The organism is Marinobacter sp. tcs-11, from assembly GCF_002049515.1.
Classification (GTDB): domain Bacteria; phylum Pseudomonadota; class Gammaproteobacteria; order Pseudomonadales; family Oleiphilaceae; genus Marinobacter; species Marinobacter nauticus.
On record NZ_LLYU01000018.1, the window covers coordinates 1 to 17,928 of the forward strand.

Annotated in this window: 16 protein-coding genes; 8 read left to right on the plus strand and 8 right to left on the minus strand. The window is 56.1% G+C overall.

The features are described 5' to 3' along the window. Nucleotides 1-519: 519 nt before the first annotated feature. The 3 genes from ARC85_RS15665 to ARC85_RS15675 all read left to right on the plus strand — a co-directional run bounded on the left by ARC85_RS15665 (nt 520) and on the right by ARC85_RS15675 (nt 3,238). Nucleotides 520-780 carry a hypothetical protein gene (locus ARC85_RS15665; RefSeq protein WP_286715375.1) on the plus strand — a complete coding sequence of 87 codons (261 nt, stop codon included), beginning with the start codon at nt 520-522 and terminating at the stop codon, nt 778-780. A 528-nt stretch (nt 781-1,308) separates the two neighbouring features. Then, nucleotides 1,309-2,799, plus strand: coding sequence for a Fic family protein (locus ARC85_RS15670; protein ID WP_199452636.1), 1,491 nt, complete (start codon nt 1,309-1,311; stop codon nt 2,797-2,799). A 118-nt stretch (nt 2,800-2,917) separates the two neighbouring features. Further along, complete coding sequence (locus ARC85_RS15675; RefSeq protein WP_379944482.1) at nt 2,918-3,238, plus strand: metallophosphoesterase; 321 nt, start codon at nt 2,918-2,920, stop codon at nt 3,236-3,238. Between the two features lie 29 nt (nt 3,239-3,267). Here the strand turns inward: ARC85_RS15675 and ARC85_RS15680 are convergent, their stop codons facing one another. Next, nucleotides 3,268-4,998, minus strand: coding sequence for a putative bifunctional diguanylate cyclase/phosphodiesterase (locus tag ARC85_RS15680; protein WP_286715376.1), 1,731 nt, complete (start codon nt 4,996-4,998; stop codon nt 3,268-3,270). A 149-nt stretch (nt 4,999-5,147) separates the two neighbouring features. Here ARC85_RS15680 and ARC85_RS15685 point away from each other — a divergent pair, with 149 nt between their 5' ends. After that, complete coding sequence (locus tag ARC85_RS15685) at nt 5,148-5,999, plus strand: putative RNA methyltransferase (RefSeq protein ID WP_286715378.1); 852 nt, start codon at nt 5,148-5,150, stop codon at nt 5,997-5,999. Here the strand turns inward: ARC85_RS15685 and ARC85_RS15690 are convergent. The 3 genes from ARC85_RS15690 to ARC85_RS15700 form a co-directional block, all read right to left on the minus strand. Beyond that, nucleotides 5,981-6,727 carry a DUF3581 family protein gene (locus ARC85_RS15690; RefSeq protein ID WP_278349988.1) on the minus strand — a complete coding sequence of 249 codons (747 nt, stop codon included), beginning with the start codon at nt 6,725-6,727 and terminating at the stop codon, nt 5,981-5,983. The two genes, ARC85_RS15685 and ARC85_RS15690, sit on opposite strands and share 19 nt — an antisense overlap. A 193-nt stretch (nt 6,728-6,920) precedes the next feature. After that, entirely contained in the window at nt 6,921-7,127 is a 207-nt protein-coding gene (locus tag ARC85_RS15695; protein WP_011784828.1) for a cold-shock protein, read from the minus strand. Nucleotides 7,128-7,373: 246 nt separating this feature from the next. Continuing rightward, complete coding sequence (locus ARC85_RS15700; protein ID WP_278349987.1) at nt 7,374-8,246, minus strand: LysR family transcriptional regulator ArgP; 873 nt, start codon at nt 8,244-8,246, stop codon at nt 7,374-7,376. Nucleotides 8,247-8,335: 89 nt separating this feature from the next. Here ARC85_RS15700 and ARC85_RS15705 point away from each other — a divergent pair, with 89 nt between their 5' ends. From ARC85_RS15705 to ARC85_RS15720, 4 genes are all read left to right on the plus strand, one after another. Then, a complete protein-coding gene (locus ARC85_RS15705) occupies nt 8,336-8,941 on the plus strand; it encodes a LysE/ArgO family amino acid transporter (RefSeq protein ID WP_278349986.1) in 606 nt (201 codons plus the stop codon). Nucleotides 8,942-9,066: 125 nt separating this feature from the next. Beyond that, nucleotides 9,067-10,221, plus strand: coding sequence for an efflux RND transporter periplasmic adaptor subunit (locus ARC85_RS15710; RefSeq protein WP_286715381.1), 1,155 nt, complete (start codon nt 9,067-9,069; stop codon nt 10,219-10,221). After that, nucleotides 10,218-12,152 carry a MacB family efflux pump subunit gene (locus tag ARC85_RS15715; RefSeq protein WP_286715383.1) on the plus strand — a complete coding sequence of 645 codons (1,935 nt, stop codon included), beginning with the start codon at nt 10,218-10,220 and terminating at the stop codon, nt 12,150-12,152. Before ARC85_RS15710 ends, ARC85_RS15715 begins: the two co-directional genes overlap by 4 nt. 4 nt (nt 12,153-12,156) lie before the next feature. Continuing rightward, nucleotides 12,157-13,602, plus strand: a complete 1,446-nt coding sequence (locus ARC85_RS15720; RefSeq protein ID WP_278349983.1) for an efflux transporter outer membrane subunit — start codon at nt 12,157-12,159, stop codon at nt 13,600-13,602. Here ARC85_RS15720 and ARC85_RS15725 read toward each other — a convergent pair. The 4 genes from ARC85_RS15725 to ARC85_RS15740 all read right to left on the minus strand — a co-directional run bounded on the left by ARC85_RS15725 (nt 13,550) and on the right by ARC85_RS15740 (nt 17,923). Next, nucleotides 13,550-14,344 (minus strand): RES family NAD+ phosphorylase, encoded by a 795-nt coding sequence (locus tag ARC85_RS15725; protein ID WP_278349982.1) that lies wholly within the window; start codon nt 14,342-14,344, stop codon nt 13,550-13,552. The two genes, ARC85_RS15720 and ARC85_RS15725, sit on opposite strands and share 53 nt — an antisense overlap. Continuing rightward, on the minus strand, nt 14,341-14,706 hold the full coding sequence (locus ARC85_RS15730; protein ID WP_278349981.1) for an MbcA/ParS/Xre antitoxin family protein: 366 nt from the start codon (nt 14,704-14,706) through the stop codon (nt 14,341-14,343). Before ARC85_RS15730 ends, ARC85_RS15725 begins: the two co-directional genes overlap by 4 nt. A gap of 66 nt (nt 14,707-14,772) precedes the next feature. Beyond that, nucleotides 14,773-16,332 (minus strand): FGGY-family carbohydrate kinase, encoded by a 1,560-nt coding sequence (locus tag ARC85_RS15735; protein WP_286715386.1) that lies wholly within the window; start codon nt 16,330-16,332, stop codon nt 14,773-14,775. Next, nucleotides 16,325-17,923: a glycerol-3-phosphate dehydrogenase/oxidase gene (locus tag ARC85_RS15740; protein WP_286715388.1), complete on the minus strand. Its 1,599-nt coding sequence runs from the start codon at nt 17,921-17,923 to the stop codon at nt 16,325-16,327. Before ARC85_RS15740 ends, ARC85_RS15735 begins: the two co-directional genes overlap by 8 nt. Nucleotides 17,924-17,928: the final 5 nt, after the last annotated feature.

The window sequence follows — 17,928 nt, forward strand, 5'->3', positions numbered from 1 at the left end:
CTTCCAGAGTTTTATGATCCAGTTTACGACCGTCAGTATGGCGCATGAGTAGGCAACTCCGATAAGGTCGGTTGAACAATGCCTACATTATAAATGATGTCCGCTTACTTTTGTACTTCTTAGTAATTTCTTGGCTGGCTCTGCATAGCATTCATTTGATTTCATCTAAAGTAGATGTTGCCCCAATTATAATTTTAATAGTGAAGTTATGTGCGATTTTTATGATTCTTCGCGTTGTTTCGTTCCTAATAAATATTGGTAGTTCTTCAAGTAGATATATGTAGGATAGATGATTTAAAACCCGGTTTTGCTTTATTGCATTTAGCGAAATTGTCATGATGTGACATTTGTAGTAAATTATACTTATGATTTTTATCTTTTAATAAAGCTTTTGCTATAAGGTAAAGATTTAAAAGAATATTTTTAAAATTAACGCGAGTTTTTAGAGAACTCTTCGGCACTTGGGTGTTTGTCAGATTGTGTAATGATATCTGAAATATCAACCAAGAGACTGAAGACGTGATTAAAAATGCACTTTTAAAAATAAAGCAGAAATACAAAGCCGTGATCATACTGAAAGCAGTGTTGTGGGGAACCATCATTGCAACACTGTTCGCCTTTATTCCTGGTTCCCAGGATACTGAGGCATGGTCATCTTTTGATCCGGTCTTTGCCACTGTGGCAACAATATTGAGAGGAAAGGTGGGAGTCGCTTTGGTTGTATCAGCGTCAGGTTGCTGGATTGCTGACCAGATCAAAACCTTCCTTTCGGTCCTCTGACCGGAGGGCCTCGAAATCCTGGAGTGCTTGCTCAAAAGCTTGCCAGGAAAGTGTCCAAAAAGTGTTTTTTTCGCCGCGACAATGCATTGCTAAGTAATTGATTCTATTAGCCGCTTAATGCTTGTTTTGAGCTAACGCTCAGCATTAATTAAGCTGTATAACCTATTGTTTATAAAAATTTTAGTTATCGTAAAAAAATCGAACTGCAACTCCGTGTACGCCGGTTCGATTCCGACCCGCGCCTCCATTTTACCCTTGCTTTTCAGTTGCTTACGATTTCGGAAAATAACCGGCGTCTTTCCCGCGAACGTTTTCCTAATTTTTTCCATCTCTCTCAGCGATTTCAGCGTCGATTTTGACTATAACGGCGAGATGATTTCCTGCTCTCGCTTTTAGTGCCTCGCAGCAGGTACAGTCAATGTGAGCACCCGGACCTTGCGTGTAAAAAATGTTGCCTATATTATCAAAAGTGTAAAAAAAGGGAGTTTCGTGTAAATAAAGTTTTGGCGAGGGGATGAAAGGGAAAACATGCAGTACGCAGGTTACGCACATCTTATTAATCAGGACAGTATCTCGGCCATAGCGCCGGCGATATCTGCGGAAGTGCGCTCGGTCACCCGCAAGGAAACCATCGGCCAGACTATTGCTGTGCCCGCAAAGCTGGCCCCGGCCCCGGACGATCGCCTGGGGCACGTTCTGTTTGCCATCAAACACGAAGGTATCAACTTGCAAGTATTGGCCCAGGCACTGCCGGCCATCCCAGAGCCTGAGATCCGGCAGGCCTTTGATGCCTCCCCAAACAGCCAATACCTGCGCAAGGCCTGCTTCCTGTGGGAACACTTTACCGGTGAGACGATTCGACGCGCCACGGAGAGCATCCAGCAGGCTTACGTGCCGTTGTTTAACCCCAAAGCCTACATTACCGGCCAGGGACAGAAGAATCCCCGTTGGCGAGTGATATTCAATGGCCTGGGCACACTGGATTACTGCATCACAGTGCGGCGAACCAGAGAGCTTCAGGCGTTGCTTGATGAACACTTGCTGCAAAAAGCAACCGAGTTTACCGAGTCGCTGCCGAAAGACATTCTTAACCGCACGCTGGCCTGGGCCTACCTGCACGAAACTAGGGATTCCTACGCCATTGAAAACGAAGCACCGTCGGAAGATAAAGCCACCCGCTTTGTGAACCTGCTGAAACAGGCCCACAGCCCCCGAAAACTGGATGAAGACTACCTGGTAGACCTGCAAAACGCCGTTATCAGCAACGTGTTCTCCCAGGCGGTGTCTTTCCGAACGGAACAGAACTATCTCAGTAACGGCCTGCGCGGTGCGCTGGGTGTTAGCTATGTGCCGCCGGCCCCGGAACTCTCGCGTTCCTTGATGGAACATCTGATGGTGCTGGCAAACCAGCAGCCGGAAGATACGGACCCACTGGTATTGGCCAGCATCGTATCTTTTGGTTTTGTTTTTGTTCATCCCTTTATGGACGGCAATGGCCGCCTGTCCCGGTTTTTGTTTCACCAGGTACTGTGCCAGCGTGGAGCCCTTCAGAATGGCCTGGTGCTTCCTGTATCCATAGTGTTACGCCAGAATGAATCCGAATATCTAGGTGTGCTGCAAGCGTTTTCGGAACAAGCGAGGCAGTACTGGGATGTTACTTACATCGACGAAAACCAGTTTCAGTTCGAATTTAAGGGCCATGAAGCCCTTTACCGGTACTGGGATGGCACCCACTGCGCAGAATTTATGGCCCGTGCAACCAAACAGGCTATTGAACAACACCTGAAAGAAGAGACCGTGTTCCTCACGCGGTACGACGAAATCTACCGCCGCATAGACCAGTCCTTCGATATACCCAACACCGATCTCTCCAGGCTGGTGATGTTCTGCCTGGACCAGAACGGCCGCATTTCGAATCACCGACGCAAGCAATATCAGTACAAGGTTCCAGAAGAGATCTTCGATGCGCTGGAACAGGCATATCGAATCCTGGTAAATGAAGACATCAAGCCTATGTAGCAGCGAGGGCTTCTACCCCTGATTGTCGAAAAAGGGTTACCGAAATTGCCAACAGCTTGCTGTTATCTTGTATACAGTGGAGCGAAATCTCTAACCCATTAAACACAGATTGAATGAAATGAAATTGGTCTGTATTTCCGACACCCACAGCCTGCATAGGTGCATTCCAGGCATCCCGGACGGTGATGTGCTGATTCATGCCGGGGACTGCCTGGGGCAGGGTACGTTAGAAAACGTCATAGACTTCAACGACTGGCTTGGGACTTTGCCTCACAGGCACAAGATTGTTGTTGCCGGTAACCATGACTGGGCTTTTCAGGAAACTCCGGAACTCGCGCGGCAGGCATTAACCGAAGCCATCTATTTGGAAGACAGCGGTGTTGAAATCGAGGGAGTCCGATTCTGGGGGCCCCCTGGCGTACCCCTTCAGCAAGGCTAATCCGAATGAAATCAGGCTTCGTTCGTTGCTTATAAATTGCGCGAAGTCCGGAGCTTCATAAACGCCTCTGCCGCTTTCGCCGGCATCGGTTTGGCGTAAAGAAAGCCCTGAGCGAAATCGCAACCGAGATCACGTATCAGCTTTGCCTGTTGCTCCGTCTCTACACCTTCTACAAGAATGCTCAACCCGAGACTCTGGCCGACCGTAACCATGGCTTTCATGATGGACATGTCGCTTTCGTTTTCCATAGCATAGTGAAGGAAGCTTCGATCGATCTTGATGCTGCATACCGGCAGCTTCCGAAGATAAACCAGGGAAGAGTAACCAGTGCCGAAGTCGTCAATGGATATATGGAGCCCCGCAGCCTTGAGGCGCTCCAGTTGCCTGGTTTGGCTTTCTTCACTGCCAAACACCTCGTTCTCCGTGAGCTCCACCCCGAGTTGCTCAGGTTTCAAGCCATAGTGTTGGATGGTTTCCAGGATCTGGTCAGCCAGGTGTGGATTGGTCAGTTGGCGACCGGACAGATTGACATCAATACGCACGCCCGCGAGCTCAGTTCCCTGCCAGGCTTTGAGCTGTTTGCATGCGGCATCGATGACCCAGTCACCGATACGGTTTATAAGTCCGGATTTTTCAGCGACCGGGATAAATGTCGCCGGAGAGACAAGGTTTGATGCTTTATCGAAACATCGTAAAAGCGCCTCGCAGGAGGTCGTCCCACCAGTTCTCAGGTCTATTTGTGGCTGGTAGTAAAGCTCCAGGCCACCATTTGTCAGGGCCTGGCGCAGCAGGGCGGTTATCTGTTGGTATTCGACCAGCCGGTCGTTGATATCAGAGGTGTAGAAGCAGACCGTATTTTTTCCGATCTCCTTTGCGCGGTACATGGCCGCGTCTGCGTTGCCCATGAGTTCTGCTACGGTGCCGCCATTGTGTGGGTAAAGGCTGACGCCAAAACTTGCCGATACCTGATAGCAATCACCTTGAAGCTGCACTTTGTTTTCCAGCGCCTTGATCAGACGCTGGAGCAATTCATGAATTCCCTCTGGGCCGTCAAAATCAAACAGAAGAAGCACGAACTCGTCGCCTCCGAAACGGCTGAGCAGATCGCTGTGCCTTAGTTCCTGCTTTAGAATGTCGGCTACCGATTTAAGGAGGGTGTCGCCGTGATGGTGGCCGAGGGTATCGTTGATCAGTTTGAAGTTGTCCAGATCCAGAAAGATCACGGCAACTTCACGATCCTGGCGTTCTGCCTCCGCCAAACGGCTTTCAAGCTCAGATTCCATCAAACGGCGGTTGGGCAGCCCGGTAAGGTCATCAAAACTGGCGCGGTGGACCAGCTCTTCCCTGGTTTGCTTCTGCTCTTCCAGGCTGATGTCGATACAGAACATCTCGCACTCGCCAGTGTCCTGTTTGATCATGACGTGACTGGAATAAACCGGCACCAGATGGCCCGCCTTATGTTTCAGTTCCAGTTCTTCCGAGGGAATGCTGATGTTGTGATCAAGCCAGTTAGTATGGGCCTCAATGACGGCTGCGCGCATGGGCTCCGGAATAATCAGGTCCTCCAGCAGCTCTCCCTGAGCCTCAGTTCTGGAGTACCCATACAATCGTGTGCTGGCTTCATTCCAATAGATGACCCTCCGATTCCGGTCGTAACCCTGAACGGCAACCATCGGCAGGCTCTCAATCAACTCATGGAACTTTTGTTCACTTTGCTCCGATTGTGACGGTAACGACGATCTGTCCTTATTCCTCTCCATGACGGACGAGACTCCTCCCGGTGGGTGAGAACGCATCTAAGCGTTTTCGAGTCATTCACAACAAGAATAGGAAGCCATTCCGCAGTTTGCGAGCCTGATGGGGTATTCCTTGTTAGAATGGCCCGGCATTTCCAACGTTTGGACGCTCAGTGAACATCACTTCCTTCGAATCCCTCGCCTGCCCACTCGACGGCAACTCGCTGCAGCGGGTAGATAAAGCCTGGCGATGTCCGCAGGGCCATAGCTTCGACATTGCGCGGCAGGGTTACGTACATTTGCTGCCGGTTCAGAAAAAGCGCTCGAAAGATCCCGGCGACAGTAAAACCATGGTGGCGGCGCGCCAGCGCTTTCTTGAGGCGGGGTACTATCGCCCGATTGCGGATGCCGTGTCGGCTGCAATCCTGAACGACGCTGCGACGGGCAGCGAACTCAGTTGTCTGGATGCCGGCTGTGGTGAGGGCTATTATCTGCGCCAACTAGCGTCCCAGGAGGACGAAATCTCACTATCGTTGCTCGGACTGGACATTTCCAAGTGGGCGGTGCTGGCGGCGGCGCGCAGGGAAAAGCGCGCATGTTGGGTGGTTGGCAGCAATGCTAATCTGCCGGTGTTGTCGGCTTCAGTGGACCGTCTTCTTTGCCTTTTCGGATTTCCGGTGTATCCGGAGTTTGCCCGGGTTATGCGGCCGGGTGGGCGACTGGTGCAAGTAGACGCCGGCCAGGATCATCTGAGGGAGTTGCGGGAGATTGTCTATCCGGAAGTTCGCGCAGACTCTCGTAAAGTGGCTCTGGTACCAGAAGGATTTCGGCGAATTGGCACCCAGGATTTACGCTTTACACTGCATCTCGAGGGCGCCGATCCTATTGCCGATTTATTGGCAATGACCCCGCACCTCTACCGGGCGAGTGCGGAAGGCAGGGCACGGGCTGCGGCGCTGAAAACGTTATCGGTAACCGTGGATGTCTGCCTGCAAACGTTTGAACGTTACAATCCGGCAGGTTGATCCTCGCTCTCTATCCCCCAGCGGGTACCCCTTGCCTTGAGCCGGTAGAATTCTTCGACGATGCCGGCCATGGCTTCAGGGCAGTATTCCCGAAGGCCAGCCAGCACCAGGCGCTTGGAAACCTCGCCAACGGTTTTTCCAGAAGACTGCAAATTGTATTCGAGCGTTACGTTGCCGCGTTTCCCCGCAACTTCCAGATCCGCATTATTCAACTCAAGGTCTGGCTGAGGGTTCTCCAGCTGCGTGAGAGCCAGGCTCATGCTCTCATACATCACCATTGGCCGGTCGGGATTGAACATCACCCCGTGTGATTCCATCAAGGGCTTGAGCGTGTGCGGAAAGTTTTTCCCGGACGCCGCAACATAGCACCGACTGAACTCTTCAATCACTTTTTCATCCCGGGTTACCGCGCCTTTACGGGTAACTTCCAGGTAGACCTTACCGGCTTCGTCGACAACGTTGATGGCTTCGCCATTTTCGCTTTCGCGGAACTCAAGCGGAACCTCGGCACCAAGCAGGTTACGGAACTTGAAGGTCATATTTTCTGAGAGCCCGAAACGGGACACCACAATGGTGAACAGAAGGTCGCCGGGCACGCAAAAACGACGGGCGTCCGGATCGTGGATCGGATTGAAGTCCCCGGCGATCTCTTTGGCAAAGTAGCTGGCCTGGGGTGCGGAAATCACAATACGTCCGTCCTGGACGGAATAGAACTGTTCAGAAAACATGGTGGGCCTTTTCTGGTTTGCTGAGCCTCGAGGGCCTGGGGAGTGAATTCACCCGAGCAGGCATTATAGGCCTTAGCGTGGCTCAAGGTGAGCCCGACCATGGTACTAATAAGGATGAATACGGACTAACACGGAATTTCAGGCAACAAAAAAGGCAGCCGAAGCTGCCTTTTTGATCGTACTGGGCTGTTAATTACAGACCAACTACGTTTTCCGCCTGAGGACCTTTCTGGCCCTGAGTCACGGTGAATTCAACCTGCTGGCCTTCTGCCAGAGTCTTGAAGCCGCCGCCCTGAATGGCGCTGTAGTGAACGAAAACGTCCGGGCCGCCTTCACGAGTGATAAAGCCGAAGCCTTTGGATTCGTTGAAGAACTTAACAGTACCGGTAACAGTAGACATATTTTACTATCCTGAATTCAATCATTTAATGTGCCGCCTGATCTCGTTGTGAGGGCAGGTCAGCGGTGTGCGGAAACATAAAAACTGGCGTGATCAAAAACAGGACGAACACTACTTATAACAACAGGGATGCGTCTTATTGATGAATGCTTTGCTAAATCTTTCCAACGACCGCCACTGTACTCCTGTCTGGATGGTTTGCATAGCTATTTTTTCTAGGCAGATACCCTGATCACCAGAAACCACTTAAACCAGCCCGTTAGAATCCTGAAGTTTCCGGGTCAACCGAGACATCAACTCCCCACCGTGCCGCCAGAAGTGCCAGTAAAGCGGTACTTCCAGGCCGCTGCCAGGGGCGATATTAACCAGTTGATTTGCCTGGATATGCTCCCGGGCCTGAATTTCCGGAATCATTCCATAGCCCATGCCGGCCAGCGCGAGCTTTACGAAGCCTTCGGATGAGGGGCACAGGTGGTGCGGAAATTTGCCCTGATAGCCTACCTGGGCCAGAAATCGATGCTGGAGTTGGTCGTTGGGGCCAAACACAATGGCGGGCGCGGATTGCAGGCTCCCGTTGTTCAGCCCGTCTGGAAAATAGCGGCGGGTATACTCCGGTGTGGCCAATGGCAGATACGTCATCACTCCCAGCGGTATGCACCGGGCGCCGGCAACCGGCTGAGGGCTGCTGCAAAGGCAGGCGGCTACGTCGCCCTCGCGCATGCGCCGCAGTCCTACGTCCTGGTCTTCTACCACCATGTCCAGAAGTATTCCTTCTTCGGTACAGAAGTCGCCGACGGCAGAGGCCCACCAGGTTGCGAGGCTGTCGGCATTGAGCGCGACGCGAAATCGAGTGGCTGGTTCGGCCAGGGAGGGAATGGAACTGGTCAGGTCGCGTTCCAGCAGGCGCACCTGATGAACATGATTGAGTAATCTCTGGCCTGCGGGCGTTGCTCTCGGAGTCTGGCTTCGCACCAGCACAGGTTGGCCAAGCCTGACTTCAAGTGTACGAATTCGCTGAGAAATGGCGGACTGGCTAATGCCCAGCATGTCGCCGGCTTTGTCAAAACCGCCGGCGTCGACCACGGCCGCAAGGGCTTCCAGCAATTTGTAGTCAAGCATAAGAAAAACTTATCAGGTATTAACAGGATGAATTTCAAGTATAGCGGTAACGGGGTAGGCTTTCGTCATTAATCATAAGGAGTGCAGTGGTGTTTGAGAGTTATCTGACAGGCCTGGTTGTGTGTGGCGGTATCATCGTGGCTATTGGTGCCCAGAATGCCTACGTTCTCAGCCAGGCCATTCGTCGTGAACACCATTGGTGGTCAGCAGGTTTGTGTATGACTTCGGATATCCTGCTGTTCACCCTGGGCATGTTTGGCGTGAGTGCAGCACTGATGGCCATGCCCGAGGCGCTGGATGTGCTCAGGTGGTTGGGCGTGGCGTTCCTGGGGCTGCTCGCAGGCCAGGCGTTCTATCGGGTTTTGAGGGGGCGCGCGTCGCTGGAGGCCGGGGAAGCTCGGCGCAGCACCGTCAAAGGTGTGATCCTTACAACATTGGCTGTCACCTTGCTGAACCCCCAGGTTTATCTGGACACGTTACTGCTGATTCCGGCCGTGGGTGCTCAGCAGCAGGATCCGGCCACGTTTGTGGCAGGTGCCAGCAGCGCGTCCGTGCTTTGGTTTGGTGCGCTGGCCTGGGCCGGTTCCCGACTGGCGCCATGGCTAGCCAGGCCTGCGGCGTGGCGTGTGATTGACGGTGTTATCGGCCTGATGATGGCTGCGATTGCTATTCAGCTCGCTGCAGGAGGGCTGTAACCCTATATCCTCTTTGCGCCTGAGATCGTTCGTGTAAAGGTTTCGCAAAACCCTGATCCCCGACTTCTTTTTCACGTATCAGTTCTCTATGGTTCGGTCTGATTTGAACTCATGGAGATATCTGAATGGCCTCTGCTACCCGTGCCGGGCATCGCTGGCTGAAGTGGGTTGGATTTCTGATTGTACTGTGCGCTTTGGCTTTCGCTGCCTTTTGGTACGCCCGCAACGGTAACGGCAATGAGCCGGCGTTGAATACCGTGGCGGTGAGCCGAGGCGACATCCAGAATCTGGTTTCGGCCACCGGCGTGCTTGAACCGAGCAATTATGTCGATGTGGGTGCACAGGTTTCCGGCCAGCTGGAGCTGATTCACGTACGAGTAGGCCAACCCGTTAGCACCGGCGATCTGCTGGCGGAAATCGACCCTACCGTCTATGTGGCGAAAGTGGATGCCACCCGCGCCCAGCTGAAGAACCAGCAGGCCCAGTTAGCCGATCGCAAGGCCCAGCTGCGGCTGGCGGAGACCCAGTTCCAGCGCCAGCAGAACCTGTGGCGCGAAGACGCGACCACACGGGAATCCCTGCAGACTGCCGAAGCATCGTTAGCGTCCGCCCGGGCGCAGTTGGCCATGCTTGAAGCCCAGATTGAACAGACCTCCTCCACACTGCGGGCCGAAGAAGCCAACCTGGGTTATGCGCGAATCTATGCGCCGATGGACGGGACCGTGGTGTCCATTGAAGCCCGCCAGGGACAAACCCTGAACGCCAGTCAGACCGCGCCGTTGCTTATGCGCATTGCCAACCTGAGCACCATGCGGGTGCGTGCCCAGGTGTCCGAGGCCGACGTCGGCAAGCTGCAACCGGGCATGCGGGTGTACTTCACCACACTCGGTGATGCCGAGCATAAGCTCTATGGAGAGTTGCAGTACATTGAGCCAACTCCCGAAGTAACCAACAACGTGGTGCTCTACAACGCCCTGTTTACGGTCGATAACCAGGAGGGGCGGTTGCTGCCCCAGATGACCGCCCAGGTGTTCTTTATTCAGGAGGAGGCACTGAATGTATTGCGGGTGCCAGTCAGTGCGGTGGCGAGAAACCAGGTCAAGGTCCTGGATGCAAAGGGGCAGCCACAGATTCGGGACATCGAAACCGGCATCAGCAACCGGGTATACGTGGAGGTGCGGTCCGGGGTGAGCGAGGGCGATCAGGTGGTGCTCGCAAACCGTGATCCACGGGCCGCTCAGGGTGAGGGCAGATCTGCCTTTCGGGGTATGCTGAGATGAGTCCGCGGCCGTTGATTGAGCTTCAAGGCATTACCCGTTCCTTTGGTGAGGGTGAACTGGCGGTTCCGGTACTCAAGGGCATTGATCTGAAGGTCTGGCCCGGTGAGTTTGTGGCCATCATGGGGCCATCGGGCTCCGGCAAGTCTACCCTGATGAACATCCTCGGCTGTCTGGATCAGCCCAGCGCTGGCCAGTACCGATTCAATGGCAGGGACGTATCCGCCCTGAACCGGGACGAACTGGCACTGCTTCGGCGTGACGCCTTTGGTTTTGTATTCCAGAGTTACAACCTGCTGCGCGGGATGACTGCCCGTGAGAATGTGGAGATCCCCGCCATTTACGCCGGAATGGCGCCGGCCGAGCGGCACGCAAGGGCAGAACGGTTACTCACCGGGCTTGGGCTGGGCGAGCGTCTGTCGCACAGGCCGGCACAGTTATCGGGTGGTCAGCAACAGCGAGTGTCAATTGCCCGGGCCCTGATGAACGGCGGCCAGTTAATCTTCGCAGACGAACCGACTGGTGCTTTGGACAGCAAAAGCAGCCAGGAAGTGATCCGGCTGTTAACCGATCTTTCCAGACAAGGCCATACCATCATCTTGATTACCCACGATCCCGACGTGGCAAAAGTGGCCCGCCGTCAAATCCGCATTGCCGATGGTGAGCTTGTTGAGGACACCGGCGCCGAAATGCCATCCGCGCAAATACCAGAAACTGACCAGAATGGCCGTCGCCACTCTCGTCTTGGGGATTGGCAGGAGGCCCTGAAAAGCGCTGTGCGTTCCCTGCACAGCAACCTGTTTCGGACGGCGTTGACACTGCTTGGCATCGTGATCGGGGTTGCCTCGGTGATCACCATGCTGGCGATCGGGGAGGGGGCCCGAAAGGATGTCGTCGACCGAATCAGCACCATGGGCAGTGATCTGCTGCTGGTGCGCCCGGGTGGTCCCGATCAGCGGGGTGGGCGCTGGAGCGTGACCACACTGGTGCCATCTGACTTCAAAGCAATCAATGAGATAGAGGGTGTTCTTGCAGCAATACCTGAGCTTACTGGCGGCCAGACGCTGCGCTATTCCAACCGGGATCACTCGGCTGAGATCAATGCCACCTCCTTCCGGTTCCCGGTGGCCCGCCAGTGGCCTGTTGTTGAGGGCACCTTCTTCAGCGCCCAGGATGAAGCCAGTTACGCAGCCGTAGCAGTATTGGGCAAAACCACCGCCAACGCTCTGTTTCCTGACGAAAGCCCCCTTGGTAAACACCTGATGGTTAACAACGTGCTGTTTCAGGTGATTGGCGTGATGGATGAAAAAGGCGCCTCTCCCATGGGACAGGACCAGGACGATGTGGTGTTTGTTCCCTACACCACGGGCAGCCTGCGCATTTTCGGGCAAACGCACCTGCGCAACATCACCGTGGCTGTGGCCGACATCGACCGTATGGATGAGATCGAAGCCCTCATTCACGACACTCTGATGGCCCGCCATGGCATTGAGGACTTTACTATCCGCAACATGGCTTCATTGATTGAAACCATTTCGGAAACCCAGAATACACTCACCTGGCTGCTGGGCTCTATTGCAGCAATTTCCCTCCTTGTGGGTGGCATCGGGGTGATGAATATCATGCTGGTGAGCGTCACTGAACGTACCCGCGAAATCGGTATTCGCATGGCCACCGGTGCCCGGGCGTGGAATATCCTGCAGCAGTTTCTGACCGAGGCCTGGCTGGTATCGGCCATAGGCGGGTTGATTGGTGTTGTCATCGGCATTGCCGCAACCCGGATTATTGGCTCTCTGGGCACACCCATTCACACGACGCTGCTACCCATGGCTCTGGCCTTTGGTTGCGCTTTTGCCACAGGCCTGCTGTTCGGGTTTCTGCCCGCCCGTAAGGCCGCCCATCTGGACCCTGTTCATGCCCTGGCCTCGGAGTAATGTTATGAGCCTTCGCCATATTGCACTGTTGTCGGTGTTGTTGACCGGGTGCGCGAGCTTTCCGCCACAACCCATTGAGCTGCCGTTGAATCCGCCAGCCCATTGGCACATCGGGGCTGGCGCCGGTGAAGCGGTTGGTTCGCGTTGGTGGTATGCCTTCGGTGACGAAGAGCTCAACCGTTTGGTCGACCGGGCACTCTCGAATAATCCGGACCTGGCCGCCACCGCTCAGGCAGTGATTCAGGCAGACTTGCAGTTGCGCAACGCCGGAGCTGCCTTGCTGCCGACCCTTGGTGCGTCGGGAAGCACGGGTAAACAGGCAAGCGAGGCCTCCGGCCAGGATCGTGTCACCAGTGGTTCGAGTAGCCTCGGGCTGTCGGTTGACTACGAGCTGGATCTCTGGGGTCGCCTGTCCGCCGCGGAAGCCGGGGCTCTCGCGGGTTTCCAGGGCTCGGAGTATGACTATGACGCCGCCCGAATGACGCTGGTGGCCTCGGTAGCCAGTACCTGGTTCGAATGGCAGGAGTTGCAGCAGCGCGTGGATATTGCGCGTCGGAATCTGGAACTGGGTGAAAAAACACTGGCCCTCGTCGAGGCCCGGTATCGTAACGGTGTGGCCGATCGCTCGGAATTGTCCCGCCAGCAAACCTCCGTACTGAACCTGAAGAATGCGGTGCCGCCACTGGAGTATCAGGCCCGGCAACGGTTAGCGGCCTTGCGGCTACTGACCGGGGATTATCCGTTTACGGAAGAGATTCCGGAGGCTGGGCTACTTGCGGTTCAAGTGCCGGAGATCAACCCGGAAACGCCGGCCAGCCTGGTTACCCGAAGACCGGACCTGGCGGCTGAGGAGGCTCGGCTGATGGCCGCCAGTGCGGACGTCGAGCAGGCCAGGGCGGCCTTGATGCCATCGGTGTCGCTCAGCGGCGCGGTTCGCTTCTCCACCAATAGTTTTGTAAGCCTGGCGGACCCACTGCAAACCGCCAATGGCCTGATTGCCCTCAGCCAGACTCTGTTTGATGGAGGCCAGCGTCGCAACAATGTTGCCATTTCGGAATCTCGGCGGGTGGCGTTGTTGGCGAGTTACCGTGCCAGCCTGCTCTCGGCATTCCAGGAAGTAGGGGATGCACTCGACAGAGAAGCGCTGTACCTGGACCAGGAGCAGCGGTTACAGAGTATTCTGACTCAGGCGGAAGAGGCCTTGCGGTTGACCGAGGTGCGTTACCGGGAAGGGGCAGATGACTTGCTCACCTTGCTGGAAAGCCAGCGGACCGTGTTTGATGCTCGCCAGCAGCTGAGCCAGGTGCGGTTGAATCGGCTGATTGCAGCGGTGGATCTGTACAAGGCGCTGGGAGGCGGCTGGCAGGCCGATCATCAGAAGAGAGAAACGGCAGAAGCTACGGCGCCGGCTGAGGCAGTTCGCCTTCGATCAGAAACTGATCCAGGCTGAATTCGTAAACCTGTTTACTGCCATCCGGTTCCGACAGGCTCATGGACACCTGGCTGGGCGACGTCACGGCAATCAGTTTTTGATAACTCCTGGGTGCGGCGTCCCGGAACACGCTGACGTTAAACAAGGCCACATTGACGCCCTCAACGCCGTTGTCTGGATGGTACGGAAGAGCGTAAAGGCCGGCTTGCAGGGCGCGGGCTGAGAGAAACTGGAAGGCGCCCACTTGCAGGCTACGCATGTCGGTACCCACAGCCTGGCTTTCCCGGTAGCTGACTGGATCTGTCAGCGTATGATGAAGATCCTGCCAGCGTTCAGACTGCAGCCGAACACCTCGTTCCGTTCGGAATCGCGCGCTGAACACCGTGTGCAAGGTGGTTAACGGGCGCTTGAACGGGGTTTTCAGGTGGCTCATGAACACAAACCGGTAAAACGCGGTTTCCGCCAGGGCAGCGGGAATGGCCATGGCTCCGTAGAACAGGCTTGGCTCGAAATTGCGGCCAAAACGTGAGCCGTATTTCAGGGGCGGGTAGCGGAACGGTGTGGTCAGCAGGTAATGGCGTTTTCGTGCCGTGCCGGGTACCGGTGGCTTGTTGCTTTCCAGCAGTTCCTCCAGTCGATTCTGTTCCTGCATACTGTCGACAATGCGCGCCGTCGCGATGTCTTCCTGGCTTTCCACTACCCGGAACAGGCTGCCTTGCAGCGGTGCGATGGACTGGGCAATCCGTTCCCGATAATTCAAATCCGCCCCCGCATGGCGTCCAGGTAGTGAACCACCCGAACCAGGCCTTCCGTACTCTGGATCATCTCTCTGGGTGTATCCTCAAAATAGTGGTTGGGCGTGTTCAGCCAATGGGTCATGGCCTCCCTTTCACCGCCGGTCAATGCATAGACGCTGCGGTAAAGCCGGATAAACAACAATGCCAGTTCACCGGACTTGCTGGCCGGATCGATGCCGTCGCGGGTCAGACCTGTGCGGTTTCGGCCAACCACGGCTGCGATTTCCGCTTGTGGCAGACCAAAGGCTTTCGCTGCGTTCAGCAGGGCTTTGGACAGCAGAGCTTTATCGCTGGTTTCCGGTGCTACGCTAACCGCTTCTGGCATGCTCTGGCCTCCTTTGATGAATTTTCATCATTATAGGCGCGGGTGAATAAAAAGTCACCAATAGAGCTAGCGCGGATAGCCAGTAATTTCCCTGATCTTTTTGTACAGTGGCTGCAGGCGGGGGTACATATCCTGATATACCTCCCGGTAGAGGCGTTGATAGAGCGCAGACGCTTCGGGGTTGGGCTCGAATACCCGGCCGGTTCTGGTCATAGCCGTGACCGCCGTGTCGAAATCCGGGTGTAATCCCAGCCCCACGGCGGCATCAATAGCCGCTCCCAGTCCGGAGGTTTCATAGGTATGCGGGCGTTCCGCCGGCAGGCCAAATATATCCGCCGTCAATTGCATGGCCGCATCACTCTGGGACCCGCCGCCTGCCACTCGAAGCCGCTTGATAGCCTGGCCGCTGCGTTTCTCGATGCGTTCCTTGCCTTCCTTCAAGGCGTAGGCCAGCCCTTCCAGTATGGCCCGATAGACGTGAGCTCGTGTGTGCACGTCGCCAAAGCCGATAATGGACCCCTTGGCTTCCGGGCCAGGTTGGCGCACGCCGGGGCTCCAGTAGGGCTGTAGCATCAAACCCATGGAGCCTGGCGGCACCGCATTCACCAGTTCGTCAAACAGGGCTTCGGGTTCAATGCCTTTCTGTTCTGCCAGCTTTTGCTCACGCAGCCCGAATTCCCGCTTGAACCAGCTCACCATCCAGAAACCCCGATAGATCATGACTTCGGTGGAGTAGTGGCCGGGCAGGGCAGACGGATACGGCGGCATGAACCGGGTGGGTTCCACATAGCGGGCATTGGTGGTGTTGATGGTGGCCGTGGTTCCATAGCTCATGCAGCCGGTCTCCGGAGACAGACCGCCGGAGCCGAGAATTTCGCAGGCTTTGTCTGATGCCGCGGCGATGACGGGCAGTCCACCCGGCAGGCCAAGGTGCGCCGCCGCCTCAGGCAGCAGGGTTCCGATCTGTTCACCAGGCGGTATCAGTTCAGGCAGCATACCCGGGGTCACCGGCATCACCTGCCATTTGAAATCCCGGGGCCCCGCCCAACGCTGGCGTTTATAATCAAAGGGCAGGTAGCCCACCTGACTGCCGGTGGAATCGCGGTATTCACCGGTCAATCGGTAATTCAGATAGCCTGATAACAGCAGGTACTTGTGGGTTTTCGCCCAGATGTCCGTCTGATTCTGCGCGATCCAGTTCGCCTGGGTTTTTTCCCGGAAGCGGCCAATGGTCTCCTCCAGGCGGGCAAGCTTGAACAGCCAGCCCCAGGGGCCTTTCACCGCCCCGTCTACCCGTGCATGCCGCTGATCCAGCCAGATGATGGCGGGCCGCAGGGGCTTGCCCCCACGATCGAGGTTGACCACCGTGCCGCGTTGCGTGGTGACGGTCACGCCCACCACCTGCTCCGGGCGGGCGCTGGTGGTTTGCCAGAGTTGCTGGCAAGCAATGCCAAGGTTGTCCCAGAAGTACTCCGGGTGCTGTTCTGCCCAGCCGGGTTGCTCGGAAAAGTAAGGCTCGATTTCCTGCTTGCCCTTACCCAACAAGTTACCCTGGGTGTCAAACAGCAGGGCGCGGATGCTCTGGGTGCCGTTGTCGATCGCCAGTATCAGTGGGGTCTCAGGCATCCCGGGCATCCTCGCCCATCGGCAGTTGATAGCCCTTACGGTAGGTTGCCAGATATCGCTCTTGCTCCTGATGCCAGCGGGCATCATCCCAGCCAAGCAGGCTCTGGCATCGGTTACGGATTTCAGGAAGCAAACTGGCCGCCCCGTCAGGCAGGATCAGCCCCAGGCGGGTACGCCGCAGCATCAGATCATCCAGATGCTGAACCTGTTCATGGCGACAGGCCCATTCCAGTTCGGCCCAGAGCACACCGGTGTCCGGGATTCCGGTGGCGTCACCGCTTTTCAGGATAGACTGGCGGTGCGGGCCGTAATAGCCGCCCAGCCGATGCCAGGCCAGCGCCGGAATATCATCGGGTTTACGGTCGTTTGGCGTGGCCGTGAATACCCGTTGCTCGTCGCTACGAAGCCGATCTTCATGCTGATCACCCAGGGCCATGGCCAACGCCTGTCGTGCCATCTGGCGGAAGGTGGTGAGCTTCCCGCCGGCGATGCTGATCAGGCCCTTGTCGTGCCGGATGGCGTGTTCCCGATTCTCCCGGGACGGAGCTTTACCTCCGCCGTCGGTGACCACAGGTCGAACGCCCGCCCAGGTGGATAGCACGTCGGCCCGTTCAATGGTCGCACCGGGGAATAAACGGGTGGCAATTTGCAGCAGATAATTTACTTCCCCACCGGTGATGGCCGGCTCCTCGTTAAGATCTTTGGCGTGTTCGAGATCGGTTGTTCCCAGAACCGTGGCACCTGCCCAGGGGAAGGCAAATACTGGCCTTCGGTCATCCGGGTGCATCAGAGAAACCGCGCAGGTCACCGGCAGCTTGTGCCACGGAATGACCAGGTGACTGCCTCTCAGCGGTCGGATGGTGAGCGGGTGATCCGTCGCTGATTGTTTCTGCAACCGATCGGCCCAGGCGCCGGTAGCGTTAATAACGCATCGGGTATTGACCGTGATGGCGCTCTGCTCTGCATTTTCTTCGGCAGTCAGTCTTAATCCGCAGACAGTTCCGTTATCATCCCGATCGACGGCGGTCGCGGCGACATAGTTCAGGCACATGGCGCCGTCGTGGGAGGCTTCGGCAATAAGCCTTTGGACCAGGCGGGCATCGTCTGTCACCGCATCGGTAAAACGACTGGTGGCGCGCAGGTTGGTAGTATCGAGCCCCGGGGCCCAGTTCAGGGTTTCCGCTGGCGTATATTTCTGATGGCTGCGGGTGCCGGCCAGGCGGTCGTACATGGCCAGCAGTATCTGGAACAGCCCGGGGCCCGGGAAACTGCCTTTGTAGTGGGGCATCAGGAAAGGCAGTGGATCGACCAGTCCAGGCGCTTCCAGCAACATGCGTTCGCGTTCCCGGACAGCATCGCGGGTTAACCCGATGTGTCCGCTGGCCAGATAGCGAAGTCCGCCATGGACCATCTTGGAAGAGCGGCTGGAGGTGCCCCAGGCGAAATCTTTCTGCTCCACCAGCAACGTCTTCAATCCGCTGCCCGCGGCTTCGCGGGCAACTCCGGCGCCGGTAATGCCGCCGCCCACCACTACCACATCGAAGGTCTGCGTTTCGCCCTTCAGGTTTTCCAGTATCTGTTGTCGATCCATGATCA

Coding starts and splice junctions, on each gene's coding strand:
- ARC85_RS15670 (WP_199452636.1), top strand. CDS start 1,309: ATGCAGTACGCAGGTTACGCACATCTTATTAATCAGGACAGTATCTCG.
- ARC85_RS15675 (WP_379944482.1), top strand. CDS start 2,918: ATGAAATTGGTCTGTATTTCCGACACCCACAGCCTGCATAGGTGCATT.
- ARC85_RS15680 (WP_286715376.1), bottom strand. CDS start 4,998: ATGGAGAGGAATAAGGACAGATCGTCGTTACCGTCACAATCGGAGCAA.
- ARC85_RS15690 (WP_278349988.1), bottom strand. CDS start 6,727: ATGTTTTCTGAACAGTTCTATTCCGTCCAGGACGGACGTATTGTGATT.
- ARC85_RS15695 (WP_011784828.1), bottom strand. CDS start 7,127: ATGTCTACTGTTACCGGTACTGTTAAGTTCTTCAACGAATCCAAAGGC.
- ARC85_RS15700 (WP_278349987.1), bottom strand. CDS start 8,246: ATGCTTGACTACAAATTGCTGGAAGCCCTTGCGGCCGTGGTCGACGCC.
- ARC85_RS15710 (WP_286715381.1), top strand. CDS start 9,067: ATGGCCTCTGCTACCCGTGCCGGGCATCGCTGGCTGAAGTGGGTTGGA.
- ARC85_RS15715 (WP_286715383.1), top strand. CDS start 10,218: ATGAGTCCGCGGCCGTTGATTGAGCTTCAAGGCATTACCCGTTCCTTT.
- ARC85_RS15720 (WP_278349983.1), top strand. CDS start 12,157: ATGAGCCTTCGCCATATTGCACTGTTGTCGGTGTTGTTGACCGGGTGC.
- ARC85_RS15730 (WP_278349981.1), bottom strand. CDS start 14,706: ATGCCAGAAGCGGTTAGCGTAGCACCGGAAACCAGCGATAAAGCTCTG.
- ARC85_RS15735 (WP_286715386.1), bottom strand. CDS start 16,332: ATGCCTGAGACCCCACTGATACTGGCGATCGACAACGGCACCCAGAGC.
- ARC85_RS15740 (WP_286715388.1), bottom strand. CDS start 17,923: ATGGATCGACAACAGATACTGGAAAACCTGAAGGGCGAAACGCAGACC.